General features: G+C 64.1%; 28 protein-coding genes. 1 reads left to right on the top strand and 27 read right to left on the bottom strand.

Translation table 11 applies throughout. The annotated features are described in order from the left end of the window. Positions 1–28: 28 nt before the first annotated feature. The 18 genes from AACI_RS13660 to AACI_RS13745 all read right to left on the bottom strand — a co-directional run bounded on the left by AACI_RS13660 (position 29) and on the right by AACI_RS13745 (position 14,106). Positions 29–883 carry a YwmB family TATA-box binding protein gene (locus AACI_RS13660; protein ID WP_012811967.1) on the bottom strand — a complete coding sequence of 285 codons (855 nt, stop codon included), beginning with the start codon at positions 881–883 and terminating at the stop codon, positions 29–31. A gap of 140 nt (positions 884–1,023) precedes the next feature. Further along, positions 1,024–1,275 (bottom strand): DUF1146 family protein, encoded by a 252-nt coding sequence (locus AACI_RS13665; RefSeq protein ID WP_012811968.1) that lies wholly within the window; start codon positions 1,273–1,275, stop codon positions 1,024–1,026. Between the two features lie 109 nt (positions 1,276–1,384). Further along, positions 1,385–1,831, bottom strand: a complete 447-nt coding sequence (gene atpC, locus AACI_RS13670) for an ATP synthase F1 subunit epsilon (RefSeq protein ID WP_012811969.1) — start codon at positions 1,829–1,831, stop codon at positions 1,385–1,387. Between the two features lie 27 nt (positions 1,832–1,858). Then, the gene (atpD, locus tag AACI_RS13675; RefSeq protein WP_012811970.1) at positions 1,859–3,262 is read right to left on the bottom strand and encodes a F0F1 ATP synthase subunit beta; all 1,404 of its coding nucleotides are present in this window, start codon (positions 3,260–3,262) and stop codon (positions 1,859–1,861) included. Positions 3,263–3,292: 30 nt separating this feature from the next. Further along, positions 3,293–4,156, bottom strand: coding sequence for an ATP synthase F1 subunit gamma (gene atpG, locus AACI_RS13680; RefSeq protein WP_012811971.1), 864 nt, complete (start codon positions 4,154–4,156; stop codon positions 3,293–3,295). A gap of 80 nt (positions 4,157–4,236) precedes the next feature. Continuing rightward, positions 4,237–5,745 carry a F0F1 ATP synthase subunit alpha gene (atpA, locus tag AACI_RS13685; protein WP_008339891.1) on the bottom strand — a complete coding sequence of 503 codons (1,509 nt, stop codon included), beginning with the start codon at positions 5,743–5,745 and terminating at the stop codon, positions 4,237–4,239. Continuing rightward, positions 5,742–6,305: an ATP synthase F1 subunit delta gene (atpH, locus tag AACI_RS13690; protein WP_012811972.1), complete on the bottom strand. Its 564-nt coding sequence runs from the start codon at positions 6,303–6,305 to the stop codon at positions 5,742–5,744. The genes atpA and atpH overlap by 4 nt, the downstream gene beginning before the upstream one ends. Beyond that, positions 6,299–6,802, bottom strand: a complete 504-nt coding sequence (gene atpF, locus AACI_RS13695; protein ID WP_012811973.1) for a F0F1 ATP synthase subunit B — start codon at positions 6,800–6,802, stop codon at positions 6,299–6,301. The genes atpH and atpF overlap by 7 nt, the downstream gene beginning before the upstream one ends. A 67-nt stretch (positions 6,803–6,869) precedes the next feature. After that, entirely contained in the window at positions 6,870–7,118 is a 249-nt protein-coding gene (gene atpE, locus AACI_RS13700) for an ATP synthase F0 subunit C (RefSeq protein ID WP_008339894.1), read from the bottom strand. 67 nt (positions 7,119–7,185) lie between these two features. Continuing rightward, entirely contained in the window at positions 7,186–7,950 is a 765-nt protein-coding gene (atpB, locus tag AACI_RS13705; protein ID WP_008339895.1) for a F0F1 ATP synthase subunit A, read from the bottom strand. An 18-nt stretch (positions 7,951–7,968) separates the two neighbouring features. Continuing rightward, positions 7,969–8,364, bottom strand: coding sequence for an ATP synthase subunit I (locus AACI_RS13710; RefSeq protein ID WP_012811974.1), 396 nt, complete (start codon positions 8,362–8,364; stop codon positions 7,969–7,971). Further along, positions 8,361–8,624 carry a hypothetical protein gene (locus tag AACI_RS13715; RefSeq protein WP_008339897.1) on the bottom strand — a complete coding sequence of 88 codons (264 nt, stop codon included), beginning with the start codon at positions 8,622–8,624 and terminating at the stop codon, positions 8,361–8,363. Before AACI_RS13715 ends, AACI_RS13710 begins: the two co-directional genes overlap by 4 nt. 381 nt (positions 8,625–9,005) lie before the next feature. After that, positions 9,006–10,121, bottom strand: coding sequence for a non-hydrolyzing UDP-N-acetylglucosamine 2-epimerase (wecB, locus tag AACI_RS13720; RefSeq protein ID WP_049763364.1), 1,116 nt, complete (start codon positions 10,119–10,121; stop codon positions 9,006–9,008). Between the two features lie 116 nt (positions 10,122–10,237). Further along, the gene (gene upp / locus AACI_RS13725) at positions 10,238–10,867 is read right to left on the bottom strand and encodes a uracil phosphoribosyltransferase (RefSeq protein WP_008339900.1); all 630 of its coding nucleotides are present in this window, start codon (positions 10,865–10,867) and stop codon (positions 10,238–10,240) included. A gap of 63 nt (positions 10,868–10,930) precedes the next feature. Further along, on the bottom strand, positions 10,931–12,187 hold the full coding sequence (locus AACI_RS13730) for a serine hydroxymethyltransferase (protein ID WP_012811976.1): 1,257 nt from the start codon (positions 12,185–12,187) through the stop codon (positions 10,931–10,933). A gap of 138 nt (positions 12,188–12,325) precedes the next feature. Next, positions 12,326–12,952, bottom strand: a complete 627-nt coding sequence (locus tag AACI_RS13735; protein ID WP_012811977.1) for a TIGR01440 family protein — start codon at positions 12,950–12,952, stop codon at positions 12,326–12,328. Next, positions 12,927–13,460 carry a low molecular weight protein arginine phosphatase gene (locus AACI_RS13740; RefSeq protein WP_342626153.1) on the bottom strand — a complete coding sequence of 178 codons (534 nt, stop codon included), beginning with the start codon at positions 13,458–13,460 and terminating at the stop codon, positions 12,927–12,929. Before AACI_RS13740 ends, AACI_RS13735 begins: the two co-directional genes overlap by 26 nt. 91 nt (positions 13,461–13,551) lie before the next feature. Then, positions 13,552–14,106: a manganese efflux pump MntP gene (locus AACI_RS13745; RefSeq protein ID WP_012811979.1), complete on the bottom strand. Its 555-nt coding sequence runs from the start codon at positions 14,104–14,106 to the stop codon at positions 13,552–13,554. Between the two features lie 159 nt (positions 14,107–14,265). Here AACI_RS13745 and AACI_RS13750 point away from each other — a divergent pair, with 159 nt between their 5' ends. After that, complete coding sequence (locus tag AACI_RS13750; RefSeq protein WP_012811980.1) at positions 14,266–15,033, top strand: C40 family peptidase; 768 nt, start codon at positions 14,266–14,268, stop codon at positions 15,031–15,033. Positions 15,034–15,041: 8 nt separating this feature from the next. On the opposite strand, the gene AACI_RS13755 is transcribed toward AACI_RS13750, so the two are convergent. The 9 genes from AACI_RS13755 to rpmE form a co-directional block, all read right to left on the bottom strand. Next, a complete protein-coding gene (locus AACI_RS13755) occupies positions 15,042–15,809 on the bottom strand; it encodes a YoaK family protein (protein ID WP_012811981.1) in 768 nt (255 codons plus the stop codon). A gap of 236 nt (positions 15,810–16,045) precedes the next feature. After that, entirely contained in the window at positions 16,046–16,603 is a 558-nt protein-coding gene (locus AACI_RS16785; RefSeq protein WP_218917089.1) for a hypothetical protein, read from the bottom strand. Positions 16,604–16,609: 6 nt separating this feature from the next. Next, a complete protein-coding gene (locus tag AACI_RS16790) occupies positions 16,610–16,810 on the bottom strand; it encodes a hypothetical protein (protein WP_041707636.1) in 201 nt (66 codons plus the stop codon). Between the two features lie 193 nt (positions 16,811–17,003). Next, complete coding sequence (locus AACI_RS13770; RefSeq protein WP_012811984.1) at positions 17,004–17,219, bottom strand: hypothetical protein; 216 nt, start codon at positions 17,217–17,219, stop codon at positions 17,004–17,006. A gap of 117 nt (positions 17,220–17,336) precedes the next feature. Further along, entirely contained in the window at positions 17,337–18,419 is a 1,083-nt protein-coding gene (locus AACI_RS13775) for an L-threonylcarbamoyladenylate synthase (RefSeq protein WP_012811985.1), read from the bottom strand. 22 nt (positions 18,420–18,441) lie between these two features. Further along, positions 18,442–19,137 carry a stage II sporulation protein R gene (spoIIR, locus tag AACI_RS13780; RefSeq protein ID WP_012811986.1) on the bottom strand — a complete coding sequence of 232 codons (696 nt, stop codon included), beginning with the start codon at positions 19,135–19,137 and terminating at the stop codon, positions 18,442–18,444. Between the two features lie 82 nt (positions 19,138–19,219). Next, a complete protein-coding gene (gene prmC / locus AACI_RS13785; protein ID WP_012811987.1) occupies positions 19,220–20,161 on the bottom strand; it encodes a peptide chain release factor N(5)-glutamine methyltransferase in 942 nt (313 codons plus the stop codon). Further along, the gene (gene prfA, locus AACI_RS13790) at positions 20,158–21,228 is read right to left on the bottom strand and encodes a peptide chain release factor 1 (RefSeq protein WP_012811988.1); all 1,071 of its coding nucleotides are present in this window, start codon (positions 21,226–21,228) and stop codon (positions 20,158–20,160) included. The genes prmC and prfA overlap by 4 nt, the downstream gene beginning before the upstream one ends. A gap of 144 nt (positions 21,229–21,372) precedes the next feature. Next, a complete protein-coding gene (gene rpmE / locus AACI_RS13795; RefSeq protein WP_008338223.1) occupies positions 21,373–21,588 on the bottom strand; it encodes a 50S ribosomal protein L31 in 216 nt (71 codons plus the stop codon). Positions 21,589–21,924 lie beyond the last annotated feature (336 nt).

Here is a 21,924-nt window from a genome sequence, read left to right on the forward strand (position 1 = left end):
CTCGCGAAGCGGCGGCGCGGATGCGTCCTCAATACGTCGCGATCACAAGAGGAGAGCCCACGTACACGTCGGTCCCATGTCGGAACGAGTCGTCGTGCACGGCCACCTGGACGTTCACGCGCCGGTGGTCTCCTGCCAGCACGTACACCGGTGCGCGGGCGCTGTACCCCGACAGGCTCGTCTCGAGTGGCGTGCGAATGCCCTCGACCGCCGCAGCGCCCACCGCTCTCAAGGCCGCGATCGCCATTCCGTCCGCTTCCGCCTCGCTGACTTCGCTCGGTTTGAAACCAGCTATGTATGCGCTCATCTGCGGCGTGCCGTTGACGGACGCCACCGTGCGCTCCACCTGGTCATATTGCGATGAAAATTGGCCTTCCGTCAAGTTGGAACTCGATGCCGTCACGGTCATCACGGTCTCCGGTTGGCCGTCTCCTGCGCCGCTTGGCGCCCCGGGAAAACTCGTCAAAACCACCTCAGCGCGTGTTCCGCTGGGCCAGACGCCGACAGCGCGCCAGTACGTCTCGTTCACGAGTTGCGCCGCCTGCGTCTTGACGTTTGCGAGGCCCAACTCCTGCACGACCTGGGCGCCGAGCGCCGCAAGCTGCGTCTCGTTGAGAAACGAATCGTTCAGCTGGGTCCAATCGTGGATGAGATACGCGTTCGGCGTGGCGCCTGTCGCGCGGAGGGCGCTCATGAGAAACTCGTACTGCGCGCCTCCGTCGGATGGCGCCGAGCTGGCGGTCTGCGCACTTGCCGTGCCGGGCGGGTGCGCGATGACCACTCCGAGCCCAATCCAAAGCGCCATCCACATGGCGCGCTTCCATCCTTTTTTCCCGCGGCGGCGCACGAGACGAGCCCGCCGAATGACTCTAGTGTGTGCCATGGCGGATACCTCCATCCGATCCTGGAAATCAGGGCGTTCTACGGTTTCACCTGATTCCAGTCTCGACGGATCCCGCCCAAGCTAAACCCTGCGCGCGAAGGTCTCATAGATTTCGTAGAGGAAAGACCCTCACATCGACCTCAAAGCGCACCGTTCAACAACTGCATGGCACCAAGAAGAATGAGACCGACGACGACGGAAAGCACGCCTCCGGCGAGTGCGAGGAAGAACCGCAAGAGCTGGGTCTGCCCCGCGAACGGGTGGTGCGTGAACTTGTCCCATTTGAGCGCGCCGAGCGCCCACCAACTGGCCACGACACCCAGGAAGAAAACCAAGAGCAGGACGATCCCGTCCGCCCCCATCGTGGCACTGACGCGATAGACCAACTGCACCCGGTCACCTCCACTCGCCCATCGCCATCCAGGTGCTGAAACGACACTGGCCGCCTCCCAACCGATCGTGAAGAGACGGCCAGCTGCCCAAAACCATCATACCACGGAATTAAGCGCTCGGGACACTTGCGTGCAGAAATCCGTTCAGGCGTTTGTGCTCTTCCACCGCCTGCAGCCGCAGTTCAGCGCGCGTGAGCGCCTGACGCGCGCGATCCGCTTCTTCCTCGTCGACCGCGGCCTGCAGCCGCTTCTCCGCGCGGTCCTTGGCGCGAAGGGCGCGATCGACGTCGATTTCCTCAGGCAACTCCGCGGTGTCCGCGAGGATGGTGATCTTCTCAGGCAGGACCTCGACGAACCCGCCTGACACCGGTACCACGTCCTGGCGATCGTCCGCCAGCCGAATGCGCACCAGGCACGGCTTCACCGCCGTAGCGAGCGGCATGTGGCGTGGCAAGATGCCGATTTCGCCATCGCCGCCCCGCAGGATCACCATGCGCACGTCCATCGACAGCACGATCCGCTCCGGCGTGACGATTTCGAGCGGCACGGTCAACATCTGCGCTCACCTCACTTCCGGATGGGATCAGGCGTAGCCGTCCTTGCGCGCCTTCTCGATCACGTCTTCAATCGCGCCGCAGTAGCGGAAGTACGTCTCCGGAATGTCGTCGTGCTTGCCCTCCAGGATCTCCTTGAACGAGCGCACGGTATCCTTCACCGGCACGTACTTGCCCGGCGTCCCGGTGAACACCTCAGCGACGAAGAACGGCTGCGACAGGAAGTTCTGGATTTTGCGCGCGCGCGACACGATGAGGCGGTCCTCATCCGTCAGCTCGTCCATGCCGAGGATGGCGATGATGTCCTGCAGCTCGCGATACCGCTGCAGCACCGCTTGGACGCCACGCGCCACCTGATAGTGCTCCTCACCCACGATGTCAGGCTGGAGCGCCCGCGACGTCGAAGCGAGCGGATCGACCGCCGGATACAGGCCCATGTCGGCGATCCGGCGCTCCAACACGGTCGTGGCATCGAGGTGGGTGAACGTGTTGGCCGGCGCCGGATCGGTGTAGTCGTCCGCCGGCACGTACACCGCCTGGATGGACGTGATGGACCCTCGCACCGTCGAGGCAATGCGTTCCTGCAGTTGGCCCATTTCCGTGGCCAGGGTGGGCTGGTAACCGACGGCCGACGGCATGCGGCCGAGAAGCGCAGACACCTCGGAACCCGCCTGTGTGAAGCGGAAGATGTTGTCGATGAAGAACAGGACGTCGCGCTGCTCCACATCGCGGAAGTACTCAGCGAGCGTCAGGCCGGACAGCGCCACGCGGAGGCGCGCACCGGGCGGCTCGTTCATCTGGCCGAACACCATGCACGTCTTGTCGAGGACGCCCGACTCCTTCATTTCATGGTAGAGGTCGTTACCCTCGCGCGTCCGCTCGCCGACGCCGGCGAACACCGAATAACCGCCGTGCTCCTTCGCGATGTTGTGAATGAGCTCCTGAATGAGCACCGTTTTGCCGACGCCCGCGCCGCCGAACAGGCCAACCTTACCGCCCTTGACGTACGGAGCGAGCAGATCCACGACCTTGATGCCGGTTTCGAAGATCTCGGTCTTCGTCGTCAGATCCCCAAACGCGGGCGCGGGACGGTGGATCGGCCAGCGCTCCGGGGCATCGACGGGCCCCCTCTCGTCAATCGTCTCGCCGAGCACGTTGAAGATGCGCCCCAGGGTGCCCGGTCCTACGGGCATCGAGATGGGCTGCCCTGTATCGACGACTTCGACGCCGCGGACGAGCCCGTCCGTCGACGACATCGCGATGGTTCGAACCACGTTGTCTCCGAGGTGCAGCGCCACCTCGAGCGTCAGATGCACGGGCAGATCGCCCTCGTAATCAATGCGGAGGGCGTTGTTGATCGCCGGCAGTTGTCCTTCTGGAAAGCGGACATCGACCACCGGGCCCATGACCTGCACTACATACCCTTTGTTCACGAATGTCCCTCCTTGCGGCCGTTTCCTTCGTTATTTCAACGCTTCCGCGCCACCGACAATTTCCGCGATCTGGGTCGTGATCGCCGCCTGGCGCGCCCGGTTCAACGACAGCGTCAGTTTCTCGATCAGCTCAAGCGCGTTGTCGGTCGCGTTGCCCATCGCATTCATGCGCGCAGCATGTTCGGAAGCCTTCGCGTCCAACACCGCCTGATACACCAGCGTCTCGGCATACCGCGGAAGGAGAGCCGCCAGCACCGACTCCTCGTCGGGCTCGAACAGATAGTTGCGCCGTGGCCCCTGCACGTTCTCGCCAAGGGAGGCAAGAGGCAGCACTTTGCGCACCACCGGGCGTTGAACCGCCGCGTTGATGAACTCGTTGTAGATGAAATACAGCTCGTCGAACTCCTCGCGCTCGTACGCCGCGACGATGTTCTCCGCCAGATGGCGCACGGAGTGATACGTGGGCGTGTCGGGGAGATCGACGACCTCGGCCGCGATCGGCAGCCCACGGCGCTGGAAAAAGTTCCGCCCTCGCTTGCCGACCGTGTAAATGGCGTACGAGCCCTTGTCTCGCTTGCCAAACTCCTGCATCGCGGCGCGCACCACCTGCGCGTTGTACGGCCCGGCCAGGCCGCGATCGGCCGTGATGACGAGGTAGCCGATGCGCCGCACGGGTCGCACCGCGAGCAGCGGATGCTTGACGAGCCGCGCCGAGAGCGACAGGTTCGCCAGCATCTCCTGCATCTTCGAGAGGTACGGCTTCGACTGCTGAACCGCATCCTGCACGCGGCGCAGCTTGGCGGCCGCGACCATCTCCATCGCCTTCGTGATCTGCGCAGTATTCCGGACGCTCTTGATGCGCCGCCGGATGTCGCGCATGCTGTTTTGCGCCATCGCCCGTTCTCACCACCGGTTTGGGCCAAAGCCCCGATTCATACGGCACGGCCCGTGAAGGGCCGTGCGTCAGCCGTCCATCAGGGCACAAACGTCGGCTTGAACTTCGCCATCGCTTCTTTCATGAGCTCGATGGTATCGTCCTCAAGCGATTTGCGCTCCTGCATCTGTTGGAACACCTGCGGATACTCGCGGTCCAAGAAGGCGAGCCACTCGCGCTCGAACTTCTGCACGGCCTCGACCGGGATGTCGTCCAGATAGCCGTTCACGCCCGTCCAGAGCGACGCGACCTGCCGATCGAACGTCAGCGGGTGATACTGCGGTTGCTTCAACAGCTCCGTCATCCGTTCGCCCCGGCGCAGGGTGTCCTGCGTCGCCTTGTCCAGATCGCTGCCGAACTGGGTGAAGGCCTGGAGCTCGCGGTACTGGGCGAGATCGAGCTTCAGCGTGCCCGCGACCTTCTTCATGGCCTTCGTCTGCGCGGCGGAGCCCACGCGGGACACCGACGATCCGACGTTGATGGCCGGCCGCACGCCCGCGAAGAACAGATCCGACTCGAGGAAGATCTGGCCGTCCGTGATCGAGATGACGTTGGTCGGGATGTACGCGGAGATGTCGCCCGCCTGCGTCTCAATGAACGGCAGGGCCGTGAGCGAACCGCCGCCGTGCTCGTCGTTCAGCTTCGCGGCGCGCTCCAAGAGGCGCGAATGCAGATAGAACACGTCTCCCGGATACGCCTCGCGGCCCGGCGGGCGGCGCAGCAAGAGCGACATCTCGCGGTATGCCGCGGCCTGCTTCGACAGGTCGTCGTACACCACGAGCGCGTGCTGCCCGTTGTACAGGTAGTACTCCGCCATCGCGCACCCGGCGTAGGGAGCGAGGAACAGGAGCGGAGCGGGCTCCGAAGCGCTCGCCACGACCACGGTGGTGTACTCCATCGCGCCGTAGCGGCGAAGCGTCTCCACGACTTGCGCCACCGTGGACTGCTTCTGCCCGATGGCGACGTAGATGCACTTCACGTCCTTGCCCTTTTGGTTGATGATGGTGTCGAGCGCAATGGCCGTTTTCCCCGTCTGGCGGTCGCCGATGATCAGCTCGCGCTGACCGCGTCCGATGGGCACCATCGAGTCGATGGCCTTGATGCCCGTCTCGAGCGGCTCGTGCACAGAGCGGCGCACGATGACGCCCGGCGCCGGCGACTCGACGGGACGATACTCCGTGGCCTCAATGGGGCCCTTATTGTCAATGGGTTGACCCAGCGCGTTCACGACGCGCCCCAAGAGCTGCGGACCCACCGGCACCGTGACCAAGCGTCCGGTGCGGCGCACCTGTTCGCCTTCGCGGATGCCCTGCACGGACCCGAGCACCACGACGCCGACGTTGTCCTCCTCCAGGTTCAGCGCCATGCCGTACACGCCGCTTTCGAACTCGACCAGTTCGCCCGCCATGACGTTGTCCAAGCCATAGAGGCGCGCAATGCCGTCGCCCACCGACAGCACCGTGCCCGTGTCGCGCACCTCGGCCTTGACCTCGAACTGCTCGATCTGTTGCTTGATGAGCGCGCTGATTTCATCCGGACGAATGCTCAACGTATTCCCTCCTTACGCACTGCGCGGGCTAACAGGCGATCGCGGAACTGGCGCAAGGCGTTCGCCGTCGTCGCGTCCAGCACGCGATGGCCCATGTGGATTCGGACGCCCGCGATGAGCGCCGGATTTTCAATGACCTTCGGAACCACCGTCTTGCCGCACGCCTCCGTCAGTCGACGGACCAACTCGTCCAGATCCGCCTCGGTCAACGGTTGCGCCGTCTCGATCTCGACCCGCACGCGGCCGTTCAAGGCGTCCGCGAGGTCCTGATACCGATCCGCCACGAGCGCGACGTACGACCCGCGCCCCCGCTCCAGCAGGACCGTGAGAAACCGTGCGACGTCAGGGCGCAGCGGCTCCCCGAGCACGCCCTCGAGCGCCTTGATCTTGTGTTCAGGCGTGACGATCGGACTCGCGAGAAATTGCGACAACTCCTTGGACGCCCCGAGGAACGCGCGGATCTTGCCGAGCTGTGCGCCGATGTCGTCCACGGCCCCGTGCTCCTTTGCGTACGACACGAGCGCCCGTGCATACCGATTCGCCACCGCGCCGGTCAGCATACGAGCTCACCCAGCTTGCTCTCGGCCTCTGCCACGAGTTCCTTGTGCAATTCGGCCGTGACGTGATCGCGCAGCAACTTGGTGGTCAATTCGACAGACAACTCCGCCACGCGCTTCGTGACGGCGGCCAGCGCCTCGTCCCGCTCGCGGACAATGGCTTGGCGGCTCTCCTCGAGAATCCGGGCAGCCTCCTCTTCGGCCTTCTGCACGATCTCGCGCGCCTGCTCATCGGCGCGAATGCGGGCTTGATCCAGCAGGTTCCGCGCTTCTTTGCGCGCCTCTTCCAACAAGCGCTGTTGTTCGGCCAGCAGCCGCTCTGCTTCTTCGCGGCTCTTTTCGGCCTCGCTGATCTGGGTCTCGATATGAATTCTCCGCTGTTCCAGCATTCGCGCCAGCGGCTTGAACGCAAACCGCTGAATGATGAAGAACACGATGAGGAACGAGATCACGGAGAAGATGAACGTTCCAACTTGAAAGATGCCGCCCACCTGGAACACTCCCTCCTCCTTGGATTGGCATCCGGCTCACAAGGGCGCCCGGCGCGAGGGGCCGGGCGCCAAGGCATCAGAACGCGCCCTTCGTGAAGAGGATGATGATACCGAATGCCAGCGCGATGACCGGGAAGGCCTCGACCAACGCGACACCAAGGAGCGCGCTGCCGAAGATGGAACCGCGCGCTTCAGGCTGGCGAGCGACGCCTTCGACGTACTTGCTCATGACCATGCCGTCGCCGACGCCGGAACCGACGGCCGCCAAGCCGAGCAGGAGCGCCACCGCAATGTCGTAAATCGCTTTGACCATGTCGAGTTGCATCAGTCTGTTCCTCCTTTTGTTGATGGACGTAAACTTCGTTCGCGCAAGCCCTTGCGGACGCCGAGGGTCAGTGCTGGCTGTCCGCCTCAAATGACTTCATGCCGATGTACAGGCACATGAGAATGCTGAAGACATAGGCTTGAATCGTCGCCACAAAGCCGCTGTACAGCAGCCAGGCGATGATGAACGGAAGCTGCCAAGGGATGAAGTGGAACGCAAACGGCGCGCGCAGCAGGAGCCCCAGCAGGATCTCGCCGGCGAAAATGTTGCCGAAAAGTCGCATGCCGTGCGTCAGCGGATTTGTGATTTCCTCCAACAGCCCGAACGGGGGATGGCGGAGCAAGTGGCGAAACCACTTGATGGGATGCCTCAGTCCCCGCGCGTGGCTGATGAGCCACACCAGAATGGCGAGCCCGAGCGCCATGCTCATGTTGGACGTCGGAGAATCAAAGAGTTCCACGTCCCCCTTCGCGGACTGAAGGTCGGACGGACTCAAGCCCCAGACGTGAGCATGCGGGTCGAAGTGCACCGTGATGGTCATGATGAGCCCGAGCCAGTTGGCGACGAACAGAAAGAGCAACATGATGAACGCGAGAGGTCGCACGAATCGCCGCGATTCCTCGCTCGGCATCACATCTTTCGCCATGCTCTCCGAGAAGTCGAAGGCCCATTCCACAAGGTTCTGCAACCCGCGAGGGTGACGCATGTCCATTCGCGCCACGGCCAGCCGCAGCAGAACGAAGACGATGAGCCCCGTGAGGAAGATGGTCGCGATCACGACGACGTTCGTCTGCCAGATGGTCCCCGGGAATAGCGTCGGGAAGACCGGCACGTTTTCACCTTCTTTCCGTCATCCTTGTTGATCAGGCGGGTTCTTGGCATACCGATACATCCCAATGATGACGAACACAAAGCTCAGGGCGTACCCGACCAAGGCTGCGTAGGGATTGAACAGCGCCCGGAACTTCAGCGCAATCACCATGATGACCACGATGAGCGCAAGCCGCGCGAACATGCCCACCATCCCAGAGGCAAAGAGCAGCTGCCCCTGAACGTTGTCGTTCAGATGCCCCTGGCGGATCATGCTGAAGATCACGAACAGGCCGCCCATCTCACCCAACAGCAGGCCGCTGAAGACGGGACGCGTCTCCCTAAAGACAGCGACACAAAGCGCGGTCAGCAACATCAGCCCGAGCCACGACCATTGAATGGCTCGCAGTCGCTTCATGAGGGAATTGGCACTCATCGTCGGTCTCCTAGAACCTGTTTGACGAGGAACGTAAGGCCCGACACTCCGGCGATCACGCCGAGCACCACGCCCGCCACCGTCGGCCACAGCCGATGGACATGCAGACTCACGACATGCCCCACAAACCCCAGGCCAACGATGCACCCGGCGAGTTGCAGCGTGGCACCTGAGTAGACGGCGAACAACGTCCAGTCACTCGGCTGCTTGCGCGCAGAACGCGCCTCGTTGCGGTCTTCGTCTGCGAACGCACACACCACCTAGAACAGATTGAAGAGAGGGACAAACTTGTGTGATGCAAGAGACTGAGTGGAGCTTTTGCAACATTCCACCACATACCTATAGAGTTTCCGCTTGCAAGCCAGGATAACCATAGCAAGGAAGGCGTTTCCAGAAATGGGCGCGCTAGCTCACCCTTCTCGTAGGGCGAAACGCCTGTTTGTATGGTGAAATGCCAGAACCCTCGCCTATAGTACACTAGCCCAAAATTCGATGTCAACGCGGAAACCCTGCGGAATACCCGGGATTTTGCCCGGCTGTCCCGGTTTGTTCACAAAATCCTCGACCTGCGGCCCGCCATCTCGATGCGCACCATCCTTTCCACAAATGGAAGTGAAAGCGCAAGCACATACTGGAAATCCTCATCGGCGCTGAAACGGCCCTTCGGATTCCAGATAGCGAAATGGCTGAGGACGCTCGGCAAGACCGAAGTGATATAGGATGGCTTGCACAATGCGCTCCGACGCACGGCCGTCCCCGTACGGATTTTTGCGCAATGCCATATCCCGGTATGCTGCTTCGTCCGTCAGCAGACGCTTGGCCTCGGAGAAGATGGTTTCCTCGTCCGTTCCCACGAGCTTCAGAGTTCCCGCCTCGATGCCCTCCGGCCGCTCGGTGGTATCCCGCAGCACCAGGACAGGCACACCGAGCGACGGCGCCTCCTCCTGAATGCCGCCGGAATCCGTGAGGATGAGCGTCGCGCGCGCCATGAAGTTGTGGTTGTCGATCACGCCGAGCGGATCGAGCAGGTGGATCCGCGGATGGCCGCCGAGGATGGAAAATACCGTGTCGCGGACGCGCGGATTCAGGTGAACAGGGTAGACCAAATGGAGATCTTCGGCGAGGTCCACCACCCTGCGAGCCGCGCGGCAGATGCTCTCGAGCTTCTCTCCCCAGTTCTCCCGGCGATGGCTCGTCATGTAGATGAGGCGGGCGCCCTTTGGCATGCCGTCCAACACGGGGTGCGTGTACGCTTTGCGGACGGTTGTGCGCATGGCATCGATGGCCGTGTTGCCCGTCACAAAGATGGCTTCCTCTGGCCGACCCTCCTGCCTGAGATGCGCCGCAGCGACATCCGTCGGGGCAAAAAAGAGGTCGCACAGCACGTCGGTCAATTGGCGATTCATCTCTTCTGGGAACGGGCTGTATTTTTGGTACGTCCGAAGCCCCGCTTCGACGTGGCCAATGGCAATTTGCTGATAAAACGCGGCCAGGCTCGCGGCGAAGGTCGTGGTCGTATCGCCGTGCACCAGCACCAGGTCGGGCTTGCGCCGCTCGAGCACACCCTCCAGTCCCGCGAGGGCCTTCACCGTGATGGTCGCCAGCGTCTGTTTGGGCTCCATGATGTCGAGATCGTCGTCCACGCGAATGGAGAAGACCTCCAACACCTGGTCCAGCATCTCGCGGTGCTGCGCGGTGACGCACACCAGCGACTCGATCTGCGGATGCGCCTCAAGCGCCTGCACAAGCGGTGCCATCTTGATGGCTTCTGGCCGCGTTCCGAACACGGTGAGCACACGGACGGGCGTTGATTTCAACGATAGGACCCCCTCATTGTCTTTCCCTGGCTCGTCCGAGCGAAGCCGTCTACCGTCTACTTCGTCCCGAAGAGGCGATCCCCCGCGTCGCCGAGGCCCGGGACGATGTAGCCGTGATCGTTCAGATGGTCATCCACGGCTGCGAGGTAGATGTCGACGTCCGGGTGGTGTTCCTGAACGGCCCGGATCCCTTCGGGAACGCCGACGAGGCACATGAGTTTCGGGCGCTGTGCCCCGCGCTCCTTGACCGCTCGGAGCGCTGCCACCGCGGAACCCCCCGTGGCGAGCATCGGGTCGACCACGTACACGTCTCGCTCCTCCAGATGAGCCGGGAGTTTGCAGTAGTATTCGACGGGCATGAGCGTCTCGGGATCGCGATACAGCCCGATATGACCGACCTTCGCGCCGGGGATCAAGTTCAAAATCCCTTCGACCATGCCGAGCCCCGCGCGCAGAACCGGCACGATGGCGAGCGTCTTGCCCGCGATGACCTTCGCCGAGGCGACGCCCACGGGCGTCTCCACCGTGACCTCCTGCAGAGGCAGATCGCGCGTGATCTCGTAGACCATGAGCATCGCGACTTCCTGGACGAGCGCTCGAAACTCTTTCGTCCCCGTGTTCTTGTCGCGAATGAGGGTCAACTTGTGCTGAATGAGGGGATGGTCAAGCACATGCACCTGTCCCAAGGAAAACGCTCCTTTGTCAAAATGGGGCCGCCCTCGCGGGCGGCTCTCAACCATCTCGAAGTTTCATTCGACGTAGGACAAAGTCGGATAGAGCGGAAACCGGTCCGTCAAGCTGTCGACGCGAGCGCGAGCCTCGCGCTTCACCTCGTCGCTGAAGTCGCCGAGGAGCACGAGCTTGAAGATCTCGGCAATCTCCTGCATCGCGCCCTCGTCCATGCCGCGCGAAGTCGCGGCAGGCGTGCCGACGCGGATGCCGCTCGTCACCATCGGGCTCTCCGGATCGAATGGGATGGCGTTCTTGTTGACCGTGATGCCGATCTCGTCCAGCCTCCGCTCGGCTTCTTTGCCGGTCAGCCCCGCGCTGCGGACGTCGATGAGCATCAGGTGGTTGTCGGTGCCGCCGGACACGAGGCGGAACCCGTACCCTTTGAGCGCTTCGGCGAGCGCCTTCGCGTTCTTCACAATCTGCTCCTGGTACGCCTTGAATTCGGGTTTCAAAGCTTCCCCGAAGGCGACGGCCTTCGCTGCAATCACGTGCATGAGGGGACCGCCCTGGACGCCGGGGAAATTCGTCTTGTCGATGAGCTTGGCGACGTCCTTCTGACAGAGGATGAACCCGCCGCGCGGACCCCGAAGCGTCTTGTGCGTCGTGGACGTCACGAAGTGCGCGTACGGCACGGGGGACGGGTGAAGCCCCGCGGCAATGAGGCCCGCAATGTGCGCCATGTCCACCATCAGATACGCGCCGACCTCGTCCGCAATCTCCCGCATGCGTTTGAAGTCGATGACGCGCGGGTACGCGCTCGCGCCGGCGACGATCATCTTCGGCCGATGTTCCTTCGCGACCTTGAGCACCTCGTCGTAATCGATGAGATGGGTCTCCGGGTGGACGCCGTACGAGACGAACTTGTAAAGCTGCCCGGAGAAGTTCACGGGGCTCCCATGCGTCAAGTGGCCGCCGTGCGCCAGATTCATGCCGAGCACCGTGTCGCCCGGCTTGAGGACGCTGAAGTAGACCGTCATGTTCGCCTGCGAACCACTGTGCGGCTGGACGTTCGCGTACTCGGCGCCGAACAGCTCCTTGACGCGATCGATGGCAATGCGCTCGACCACGTCGACGTACTCGCAGCCGCCGTAATAGCGCCGGCCTGGGTAGCCTTCGGCGTATTTGTTCGTCAGGACGGATCCAAGGGCCTCGAGAACGGCCTCGCTGACAAAGTTTTCTGAAGCGATGAGTTCGATGTTCCGCTGCTGCCGACGGAGCTCGGCCTGCATCGCAGACGCGACATCCGGGTCAACCTGCTGCAGAAGGGTGGTCAATCCTGCGCAACTCCTTTCATCCAGCGCCGCATGCGAGAGGACGCCGCGATTCACATTCATCTTACGGTTCGAACACGGGGCGCACAAGCCCTGAACCGCGCACGGGCGCGGGATGACGGGGCGAGACACGCGCTTGGCTCACGCGTCCCTTCGAGGCGGCGTGTCGGCGGACATCCGCCGGCGCGCCTCTTCGGGGTCGTACACCGCGCGGGCGCCGCCGACGAGGGGCGGGCGCGATCGCGCCATGACGACGTGCGCCCGGCCGATTTCGCGCAGGGGGCCTCGAACGGGCACCACGACGGGCCGCAGGTGCATCCCAATCAGCGTGTCCCCAATGTCGATCCCCGCGTCCGCGGACACAGAGCTCACCAGGCACGGATCCGCCATCGCCCAATACGCCGCGGCCGCCGCAGCGCCGCCCGCGCCAGAGACCGGAATGGCCGTGACTTCTTGGAAGCCGCGCGATCTCGCCACGGCCTTCTCCACGACGAGCGCGCGATTCAGGTGCTCACAGCACTGGAAGGCCACGTCGCACCCCTCTTCCCGAGCAAACGCGAGCACGACCTCCGCGATGGCCTGTCCGATGGCGACGGACGTCGCACTTCCGATGCGCTCGCCCGCCACCTCGCTCGTCGACGCGCCCACTACCAGGAGCTTGCCCGGCCCCAGGTTTGCCTCGCGCGCGAGGTGCGCCAAGAGCACCGGTAGGTCGCGCCGGACGGACGCAATCGACTCGGCCTCAATCTCCCTGCTCGGAGGCGCCATCCCTGCTTTCCCCCTTCTCCGCCGCGCCGCCCGCTGCGTCCCGCACCAGGCGAGCAAACGCGCGCTGGACGAGATCGGCGAGGTGTTCGGCGCACGCCTCGTATTCTTCCTCACCGCCGCCGAACGGGTCGACCACATCCTGCGCCGCGTCCTCCGACACCTCGTGCGCGAAGGCGTACAGCGTGTGCACCTTCTCGGCCAGCTCTGGAAAGACGTCCACCAGCGCCTGCCTGTGCGATCGCGACATCGTGAGGACGAGATCGGCCTCGCGCAGCATCTCCCGGGTCAGCCGCTTGGCCGCGTGCCCCTCGGCGGGGACCTGTCGGCGCGCGAGGGCCTGCGCCGCGTGCTCGGTCATGGGGGCCCCCTCCATGGCCATCAGGCCCGCCGAATCGACCTTCCAATCGAGCGCGCGTTCCTCGACAAGCCTACGCAAGAAGGCCGCAGCCATCGGACTGCGGCATGTGTTTCCGGTACAGACGAAGAGAATCTGCATTGTTTCCTCCATGCTTTTGGCTTTGGTTTGCTTCTACGTTTGCCTTCAGTATAGGAGGTTCCTATGGCGCTCGCAAATCGAAAAACGCCGTCACATCGTCTTCTCACACGAGCCACATCAGCCCACAGAGGATGAGAATGACGCTTCCTGCCATTTCGCCCACACGGCCGACCGCGCGCCCAAACTGCCGTCCAATCAACAGCCCCACCCCGCACATCAAGGTGCTCGCCACGCCGAAGGCCAGGGCGGAAGTCACCCCGTAGGCCACCGTCTTCAACCCGAGACCAAAGCCGACCGAAAGGGCGTCCATGGAGACGCTGGCCGCGAAGGTCATGCGACCGAACCAGTTTCCGAGCGGCCGAGGACGGGGCTCCTCGGATGGCCTCCACGTGTGATAGGCCATGTGCAGGCCAAGTCCAAGCACCACCAACGCAGCGAACCAGCGCGCCACGTGGCCCAGGTAGTGGCCGACGAGATCGCCAAAGACGAGCCCGACGAGCGTGAGCATGACATGCCAGACACCGATGGTCAACGCGAGTTCGAGACCCTGCTTGCGCGTGATGGCGCCGAGTCCCACGCCGATGCTCAGAGACAGCGCATCCATCCCGAGCGCCACAGCCATCATGGCGATCTCGATCGCCGCCTGCAGATTGGACAACGAGGCCCCCTCCTTTGCACCTCTCCATCTATATGCGCGGCCTGTCCGCGCGATGATGGAGGGGATAGGGATCCTCACCCAGATGCACAATATCCACAAAACACCACGAAAGTGGGGATCATGTTGCATCGAGGGAGATGGGCCTTCGGAGGTGTAGGATTGGGGCTTGCAGCGGCGCTGAGTTTCACGCTCCCCGTGCAGGCGAATCCGGCGCTGTGGCGGATCGAGGAGACGATTGAGGAGAAGGGCGCGGACCAGATCACCCTCGTGGTCAGGCCGGATGCGAAGGCGGTGGGCGACAGCGCGATGGTCTTAACGCCTACCGCGATGGAGAATTACATCCGAGCTCACCCGGCTCTGGGGGATCTCCGGCGCGCCGTGTGCAGAACCGAAGACGGCCGAGATCTGCTCGCGACCGAATTCAGCCGCAATCGGCGTGTCGAACCCGCGGTCGACGGCGAGCGCGCCGAGATGGCCGTCGGCCCCTCGCTCTCCGAGACGCCTCCCGGCGTGGCGCTCGATCCGTCCGCGTCGGCGAGGCGCTCGGACCCTGAACCTGTCAAGGCGGCGGCCGTTTTGCAGGCCGCAGAGGAGCTCATCGGCACGCCACTCGCCTGGGGTGCTGATCCCGCAATGGGCTTTTGCGATCCGGCCACGTTCGTCGCAGCCGTCTACCGCCGCGCCCTCGGGTACCGGCTTCCCACCACCCTCGACGGCCTCTGGGAGGCGACGGGTGTGAGCGTCCCGGTGTGGGACGTGCGGCCGGGCGATCTCGTCCTCCTCGACCGCGGCGAGCTCGTCGGCATCTACCTGGGCGCGGACGAGATCGCAGCGTGCGATCCGTCCGCAGGCGAGGTGGTGCGCTTGGCCGTCGGGCCAGGGAGCGGCCTCACGGCCCGCATCGCGGACGTCCGCCGGCTGTTCTAACCTCGCCGTCAGCGATCCACGGCCGGTCGACGCCCCGGTGCGGGCTCCGTCTTCGGACGCGTCTGATACATCCCCCACGCGATGGTGATGACCACGAGCGCGACGGGAATGGCCATCTCATTGTAACCGGCGTGTGCAATGACTAGGCTCGCGACGCCCGCGCCCACGCCGTAGATCACCACAGCCAACACCCACATCCACACGAGCCACGGTTTGGTCGGATCGAAGGGCTCCGAAGGGTTGCGGCGCGACGGCGCAAGCCCCATCAGTTTCCACACCAGCGTCTCCATCAGCCCGGTGGTCGTGCTGGTGATGACCGTCGTGGTGATCCCATTGATGCCTACGCGCCGCGCCATGGAGCCCTGTGCCCCCATGCCGAAAGCGAGAGCGAACAAAAGCGCGCCGGTGTGGCGGACCACGCCCGCGGGCCCCAACGCGTCCGCGGCGATCCAGAACGCGACAAGCGCCGCGAGCTCGAGCCACAGCGCGTGCGTCACCGTGCGGCTCCATCCGGATCGCTTCCGCTCACTCGCCGCCACCAAGCCGGACGCCGCGGCACCGCACGCAAAGCCGACGAGGGCGACGAGGTAGTGCACGGCATGTCGAAAATCTCCCGCGGCGACCGCGATCCCGCCGAGCACCGTGTTGCCCGTCATGGCCGCGGTGAACACTTGGCCGAGACGCATGAAGCTCATGGCGTCCACGCAGCCCGAAACGGCCGTCAGCACCAAAAGAAACACGCGAGCGGAGACGGCCGACATCTCTCGTCGCTCCAACCCGTATCTCCTCCCCCAGGTCTCCTCGAAATGCATGCTTGCTTCTGGCGTATCTTCCTTCATCATACCACGGCTAGGCTCACACAAATCTCTCGCAAAATTCGACCCGGTGCGCGATAATGTTGTCGACTCTGGATGGACAAATGGAGCGGATAGGCCGTGAACAAGAGCCGATGGCCCAAACGGCGGGTGGCCAAATGGATAGCTGGAGGTGCGGGATGCGCAGTTCTGGCAGGTTACGCGTGGTTCATGATCTTTGGGCTGAACCCGCGCTGGCAGGCGTACGCCCTGGCCGCCGCCCATCCCGCGCCTGGGTCGAACGCGACAAGGGGCGTGACCCAGGCGTCGATGGGATCTGGCGAAGGTACCACGGAGTCGTCGTCGGGATCGAGCGAGATGGTGCCGACCAACGAGCCTGCCTGGTCGCCGAATGAGCAGGTGGCAACGGTGCAGAATCCGCTGACGATGCCGCCGAAAACGCAGGCCGTGAGCACGTCGACGGGAGCGAGCGCGGGCAGCGCGCCAAGTTCGGGCGGCACGCCGGTCACGTCCTCGCATTCCCCCTCGAGCGGCGGGACGCCGCCGACGAGCCAAACCAACGCGGGTGGGGAAAGCGCATACGGCAACGGCGCAGGCCCAGGCGGCGGGCAAACGGGCGGACAGGGCGGCACGAGCGGGGTATCCAATGGGACAGGCGTGAATTCGTCCACGGGATCCGGCGAGTTGGGCACGGGAATCGGCGGGAACTCGGCGGGCGGCAACGCGACCTCCTCCGGCGGGTCCAGTGGAAGCACCCAGCCTCAGACCGGCGAGCAATCGTCGCCGGCAAGCGGCAATTCCACCGGCGCCGCGCCTGCGCCGCAGACAACCAACAGCGCATCGATGGGGACCAGCCCGGCGAGCACCGAGTCGCCTCGCGCGAATCCGTCCGGTCCGGAAAACGCGGCGCCAGGACAGCCCCCGTCCTCCGCGGACGGCGGAGCCGCCACCAACAACGTCACTGCGCACTGAGCTGGCGCGCATGGAGATAACCTTGTCCCCGACGTTCGCCGCGGCGTGAGACGTTCAGGGCCGCAATGCGAGTGCAAGGGAAAAGGACGCGAAGAAGGGCAGCCCCTCGTGCATCTGCACGCTTGGGACTGCCCCTCTCGTCCGATGTATGGGAAGCGCTGGCCGAAGGCTAGATTGCCCGCCTCACGCCGACGTGCGCTGCCGATTGCGAGCAGCCGCTGCGGCGAGGAGCGCCTCGGCCTCGCGCGAGTCCTCGTGAACCATCCGATCCACCACGCGGTTGCCGATGAGGAGCGCCGAACCCACAACCAAAATCAGTGCGATGGTGATGATGAACAAAGCCAGCTCCATTTTGCTCATCTCCCGCTTTTCATCGTTCTTCCCTGCTGACACCGCCATTATATCCGGCACTCCCTGCGGCATCCGCCGATGAAAGCGGCTTCAGAAGACTTGTCGCACTTTGTTCGAATTGGCGCCGAAGTTTCGCCATACATCAGGGTGATTTTGGAACACGGTCTAGCCGACCCACCGCACGCGGCCAGCCGACGCCTTGTACAAGCGGTTCATCACGGCCGCCCCCACGCCGTGCGTCGGATCCACGCCGTGGACCAGCACGTCGGTCGCGCCGGCGCCATCGAAGGCGCGGAGCAGGCGGTACAAGTGGCGCGCGAGTTCCTCGGCGTACGTATCGGCAGGAAGAACGGCCTGCCGCTCGTCCGACAGCGCCCACCCGAAGCGCCGCACGAAGTCGTCCGGCGCGATGAGCGCCGGCACCATCAGGTCGTCGTCCTGCACGGCTTCGAGCAAAAAGGCGCGCATCGCCTCGTCAATGGCCTCCGGCTCTCCCCACCACACGTGCACCCTGGCGTTCGGCGCGTAGTGGCGGTACTTCATGCCGGGCGCCAGAGGCGCGGAAGCCACATCGAACACGTCGGCCGCGTACAGCACCGGTCGGTCGATCACGCTCGCGATCATCTCCTGCGTCACGCCGCCCGGCCGTAGGATGCGGGCGCAGTCGGGCTCGAGCAGGAGCACCGTCGACTCCACGCCAATCGGGCACGGCCCGCCGTCGACAAGCCAGTCGATCCGGCCGTCGAGATCGGCAACCACGTCGTCGGGCGTCGTGGGACTCGGCCTGCCGGACCGATTGGCGCTCGGCGCCGCCACCGGCACGCCCGCCTCGGCGATGAGCGCCCGGGCCACGGGATGATCCGGCATCCGCACCCCGACGAGCGGCTGCCCAGGGTGAACGGATGGCGCGAGCCGCGCGCCCGCCGGCAAAAGGAGCGTGAGCGGCCCCGGCCAAAAGGCCCGCATCAGCCGCACCGCGTCCTCGTGCAAGGGTTGGTTCTCGTCGATCACGTCCCGAAGCTTAGCGTCATCCGCGATATGCACGATCAGCGGATTGTCGCGCGGCCGCTCCTTGGCGGCGAAGATGCGCCTCACCGCCTCCTCCTCCAGCGCGTTGGCGCCGAGGCCGTACACCGTTTCGGTGGGAAACGCCACAAGCCCGCCGCGTCGCAGAGACTGGGCGGGCTCCCTCAACATCTCGCGCAGTTGCGCTTCATGGCGTATCCCAGCCACCGTCAATCGTCGCATTCCATTCCTCTCCTCATGCTCGTCAGTGAAAGCGCGCCGCAATCGCGCGAATCCATTCTTCGGCGTGATCGAGCGTCCAAAGCCGCACCTGAACCTTTTGGGTATGTCCGTCGCCCGTCGGGATGGACAGGGTCTCGAGCGGCGGCAAATCGGGAAAGCCTCCTGTGTTGGGCACTGCATCGCCTTCCGTGATGTCGATGAAGCAAAGCGGCGGGTACAGGACGCACCACCAGTTCGCGCCCTGGCCTCGTCCGAGCACGATGCGCAGCGCCTCGTACTCGCCGGCGGGATACACGAGGTTGCCGTACTCCTTCGTCGGAAACGGCACCCGCGCCACCTCCACCTGGACCGACTGGTCCACGTGCCACGCCGCTTCCACCGCCAGCGCGGTGGCGCGGATTTGCGGCACGTGTGCCTCCACGATGGCGCGCGCCTGCGCCTCGGAGTGGGCCCCCTGCAGCCAACGGCCCACCTGCTCGATCACCGCGTTGCGCACCGCGAGCTTCAACGCCTGATCGCGCGGGCTGTCGCTGTTCGCGATGATCCGAAGCCGCAGCGCGTCCTCCGGGATCGCCGGCGCGTGAGGCGCCGCGATGCTCGCGAGCACGTCTCCGTCGCTCGCGCCGCGCACGTTCGCGTGCGCCATGGCCGCTCTGGACAGCGCCACGCCGATCAAGACGGCTGTGACCCATCCCGCAAACCGCTTCGCAAACCCCATCGTCCATCCCTCCTGCCGTTCTGGCAGTCAGTATGGACAGGAGCTGTGAATCTTAAACCACTAGCGGCGCGCTGCGCTAGATTCAGAGATTCTCCGATTCCGGGGGAGATCCAGGCTCGCGCGTCACGGCAATGACGCGATCGATCCCCCGCAGGTCCTTCACCTTGCGCACGCGAAATCCGCGTTCGCGCCACGGCGCGAACAGGCGGGCCACCTCATCGGCCTGGTTGTGGCCCACCTCGAGGAATACGCCAGCACGGCCGCGAGCCAGCACGTACGGCGGCAGCGCCGCCATCCGCCTGTAGAACTGCAGCCCGTCCTCGCCGCCGTCCAAAGCGAGCCGCGGCTCATAGTCGCGCACGGACGGTTCCAATTGATCGATCTCGCCCGTGGGAATATACGGCGGATTGCTGACAATGGCGTGCCACGGCCGCCCGCGTTCGGCCCGTTCAATCAGCCACTCGATGCCGTCCGCCGCCGCCCAATCGACCACGGCGCCGAATCGCTCGGCGTTGCGGCGGGCCACCGCGAGCGCGTCCATGGAAAGATCCACCGCCGTAACCGACACGCCCGGGCACGCAAGCGCGATAGAGACCGCGATGCACCCGGACCCCGTCCCGACGTCGATGACTCGCGTCCCACTGGGCATGCGCTTCAGGAACCGAATGGCCTCCTCCACCAAGACCTCGGTGTCGGGGCGCGGGATCAGGCAATCCGGCCCGACTTCAAACGTCCGGCCGTAAAAATCCTGTTTCCCGAGGACATACGCGAGCGGCTCCCCTTGGACCCGCAGGGCCGCCAAGCGCGCGGCGCGTTCCGCGATCTCGTCCGGCACCTCGTCGCCAAGCGACTGGAGCAGTTTGACGCGATCCCAGCCGAGCGCGTGCGCCACAATCTGCTCGGCCTCGCGCTCCGCGAGCCGCTTGCGCTCATCGAGCGGCAACGCTCGGTACGCCGGTGACTGGGGAAGTTGTTCCGCGATTGCCTTCAGCAATCTTGCGACAAAATACTTGGCCTCGCTCATGCTTCCCTGACCCTCAGCATCTCCGCCTGGCTCTCGACGATGAGCGCCTGGATGATCTCATCCAGCTCACCGTCCAAGACGGCGTCAAGTTTGTGTAACGTCAAGCCAATGCGATGATCCGTCACTCGGCTTTGCGGAAAGTTGTACGTGCGAATGCGCTCGCTGCGGTCACCCGTGCCCACCTGGAGGCGCCGCTTTGCCGCGAGCTCCTCCTGCTGTTCGCGCTGAGCCTTCTCGTACAGGCGCGCGCGCAACACCCGCATCGCTTTTTCCTTATTTTTCAATTGGGACTTCTCGTCCTGGCAGGACACCACAATTCCCGTCGGAAGATGCGTGATCCGCACCGCAGACTGCGTGGTGTTCACGCTCTGCCCACCGGGGCCCGTCGAGCAGAAGGTGTCGATCCGGAGATCCTTTTCGTGAATCTCCACCTCAACCTCCTCCACCTCCGGCAGGACCGCGACGGTCGCCGTCGACGTGTGGATCCGCCCGCCCGACTCCGTGACCGGCACGCGCTGCACGCGGTGCGTGCCGCTCTCGAACTTCAGCTTCGCGTACGCGCCCTTGCCGTGCACGGCCATCACCACTTCGCGGAATCCACCCATATCCGTGTAGCTGGCGTCGATGATCTCCGTCTTCCAGCCGTGTTTCTCGGCGTAGCGCTGATACATCCGCAAAAGCTCAGCGGCGAAGAGCGCGGCCTCCTCGCCTCCGGCCGCAGCGCGAATTTCCACAAACACGTCCTTGTCGTCATTCGGATCCTTGGGGAGGAGGAGAATCTTAAGCCGGTGCTCCAGGCCCTCCCGCCGACGTTGCAGTTCCGCCAGTTCAGCCCTGACGAACTCGCGCATTTCGTCGTCGAGCTTATCCTGCAACATCGCCTTGGCCTCGTCGATGTTCTGGGAGACCTTCTTCCACTCGCGGTACACCTCCACCGTCTCCGCCAGCTCCGCCTGTTCCTTGGCGTACGATCGGAGCTTTTCCGGATCGGACGCGACATCCGGCCTGCAGAGCAGCTGGCTCAGGTGTTCGTACCGCTCTTCCATGCTCGCCAACCGATCGAACATCGACGCACCTCCCTCCCAATCCCAGCTGTTCCCCTCTCGAAGATGCAGCCGGGAGAAACGCCCATGAACAGAAAAAGCCAAAGCAGGCCCACCCGCCTCCCATCGCGGCCGGTGAGCCAACCATGGCTTGAGTCTCGTTTGCGCTCAGCGCTCGCCCTGAGCCTGAAGCCCATACTTGCGGTTGAACCGGTCGACGCGGCCGCCCGAATCGACCAACTTCTGCTTGCCGGTGAAGAACGGGTGGCACTTCGAGCAGATTTCGACGCGGATAGACTCCTTCGTCGATCCGGTTTCAAACGTCTCTCCACAAGCGCACGTCACCGTGACTGTATGGTAGGGCGGATGAATGTCCGGCTTCATGGTTTCACCCCTATCTGCTTAAACACACTGCCGATGATTATAACAAAAGGCTCCCCACTTGTCACGCGCCATTCACAGCCATGGGGCGACCTGCCTCATCGGCGCATCCTTCTTTACAAGATCATATCCCATCCGTACTTGTTCGCATTGCCGCACAAGCGCGGGAGCTTGTACGCTCAAAGTGCGCGCGAGGATCCAAGAGCTCTTGGATGAGCAAGAAATTGAAATGCCATTGAAACCGAGAGAGGATGATCCTTCGTGAACAAGTCGCAATGGGTCGCTCGTGTCTTGGCCGTATCCGCCGCAACCGCAGGTTCCGGAAGCTTGGTGTGGGCC

This window comes from Alicyclobacillus acidocaldarius subsp. acidocaldarius DSM 446 (assembly GCF_000024285.1).
Taxonomy (GTDB): domain Bacteria; phylum Bacillota; class Bacilli; order Alicyclobacillales; family Alicyclobacillaceae; genus Alicyclobacillus; species Alicyclobacillus acidocaldarius.

What these genes read in the sequence shown, in the direction of transcription:
- AACI_RS13710 (WP_012811974.1), bottom strand. Translation starts at nt 8,364, where the DNA reads ATGAGTGCCAATTCCCTCATGAAGCGACTGCGAGCCATTCAATGGTCG.
- AACI_RS13740 (WP_342626153.1), bottom strand. Translation starts at nt 13,460, where the DNA reads ATGGAGGAAACAATGCAGATTCTCTTCGTCTGTACCGGAAACACATGC.
- AACI_RS13775 (WP_012811985.1), bottom strand. Translation starts at nt 18,419, where the DNA reads ATGCGACGATTGACGGTGGCTGGGATACGCCATGAAGCGCAACTGCGC.
- spoIIR (WP_012811986.1), bottom strand. Translation starts at nt 19,137, where the DNA reads ATGGGGTTTGCGAAGCGGTTTGCGGGATGGGTCACAGCCGTCTTGATC.
- atpC (WP_012811969.1), bottom strand. Translation starts at nt 1,831, where the DNA reads ATGTTGACCGTGCCGCTCGAAATCGTCACGCCGGAGCGGATCGTGCTG.
- AACI_RS13735 (WP_012811977.1), bottom strand. Translation starts at nt 12,952, where the DNA reads ATGGCGCCTCCGAGCAGGGAGATTGAGGCCGAGTCGATTGCGTCCGTC.
- atpG (WP_012811971.1), bottom strand. Translation starts at nt 4,156, where the DNA reads ATGGCGCAAAACAGCATGCGCGACATCCGGCGGCGCATCAAGAGCGTC.
- prmC (WP_012811987.1), bottom strand. Translation starts at nt 20,161, where the DNA reads ATGAGCGAGGCCAAGTATTTTGTCGCAAGATTGCTGAAGGCAATCGCG.
- atpE (WP_008339894.1), bottom strand. Translation starts at nt 7,118, where the DNA reads ATGCAACTCGACATGGTCAAAGCGATTTACGACATTGCGGTGGCGCTC.
- AACI_RS13660 (WP_012811967.1), bottom strand. Translation starts at nt 883, where the DNA reads ATGGCACACACTAGAGTCATTCGGCGGGCTCGTCTCGTGCGCCGCCGC.
- wecB (WP_049763364.1), bottom strand. Translation starts at nt 10,121, where the DNA reads ATGGCACCGCTTGTGCAGGCGCTTGAGGCGCATCCGCAGATCGAGTCG.
- prfA (WP_012811988.1), bottom strand. Translation starts at nt 21,228, where the DNA reads ATGTTCGATCGGTTGGCGAGCATGGAAGAGCGGTACGAACACCTGAGC.
- AACI_RS13770 (WP_012811984.1), bottom strand. Translation starts at nt 17,219, where the DNA reads ATGGCGGTGTCAGCAGGGAAGAACGATGAAAAGCGGGAGATGAGCAAA.
- rpmE (WP_008338223.1), bottom strand. Translation starts at nt 21,588, where the DNA reads ATGAAGCCGGACATTCATCCGCCCTACCATACAGTCACGGTGACGTGC.
- atpH (WP_012811972.1), bottom strand. Translation starts at nt 6,305, where the DNA reads ATGCTGACCGGCGCGGTGGCGAATCGGTATGCACGGGCGCTCGTGTCG.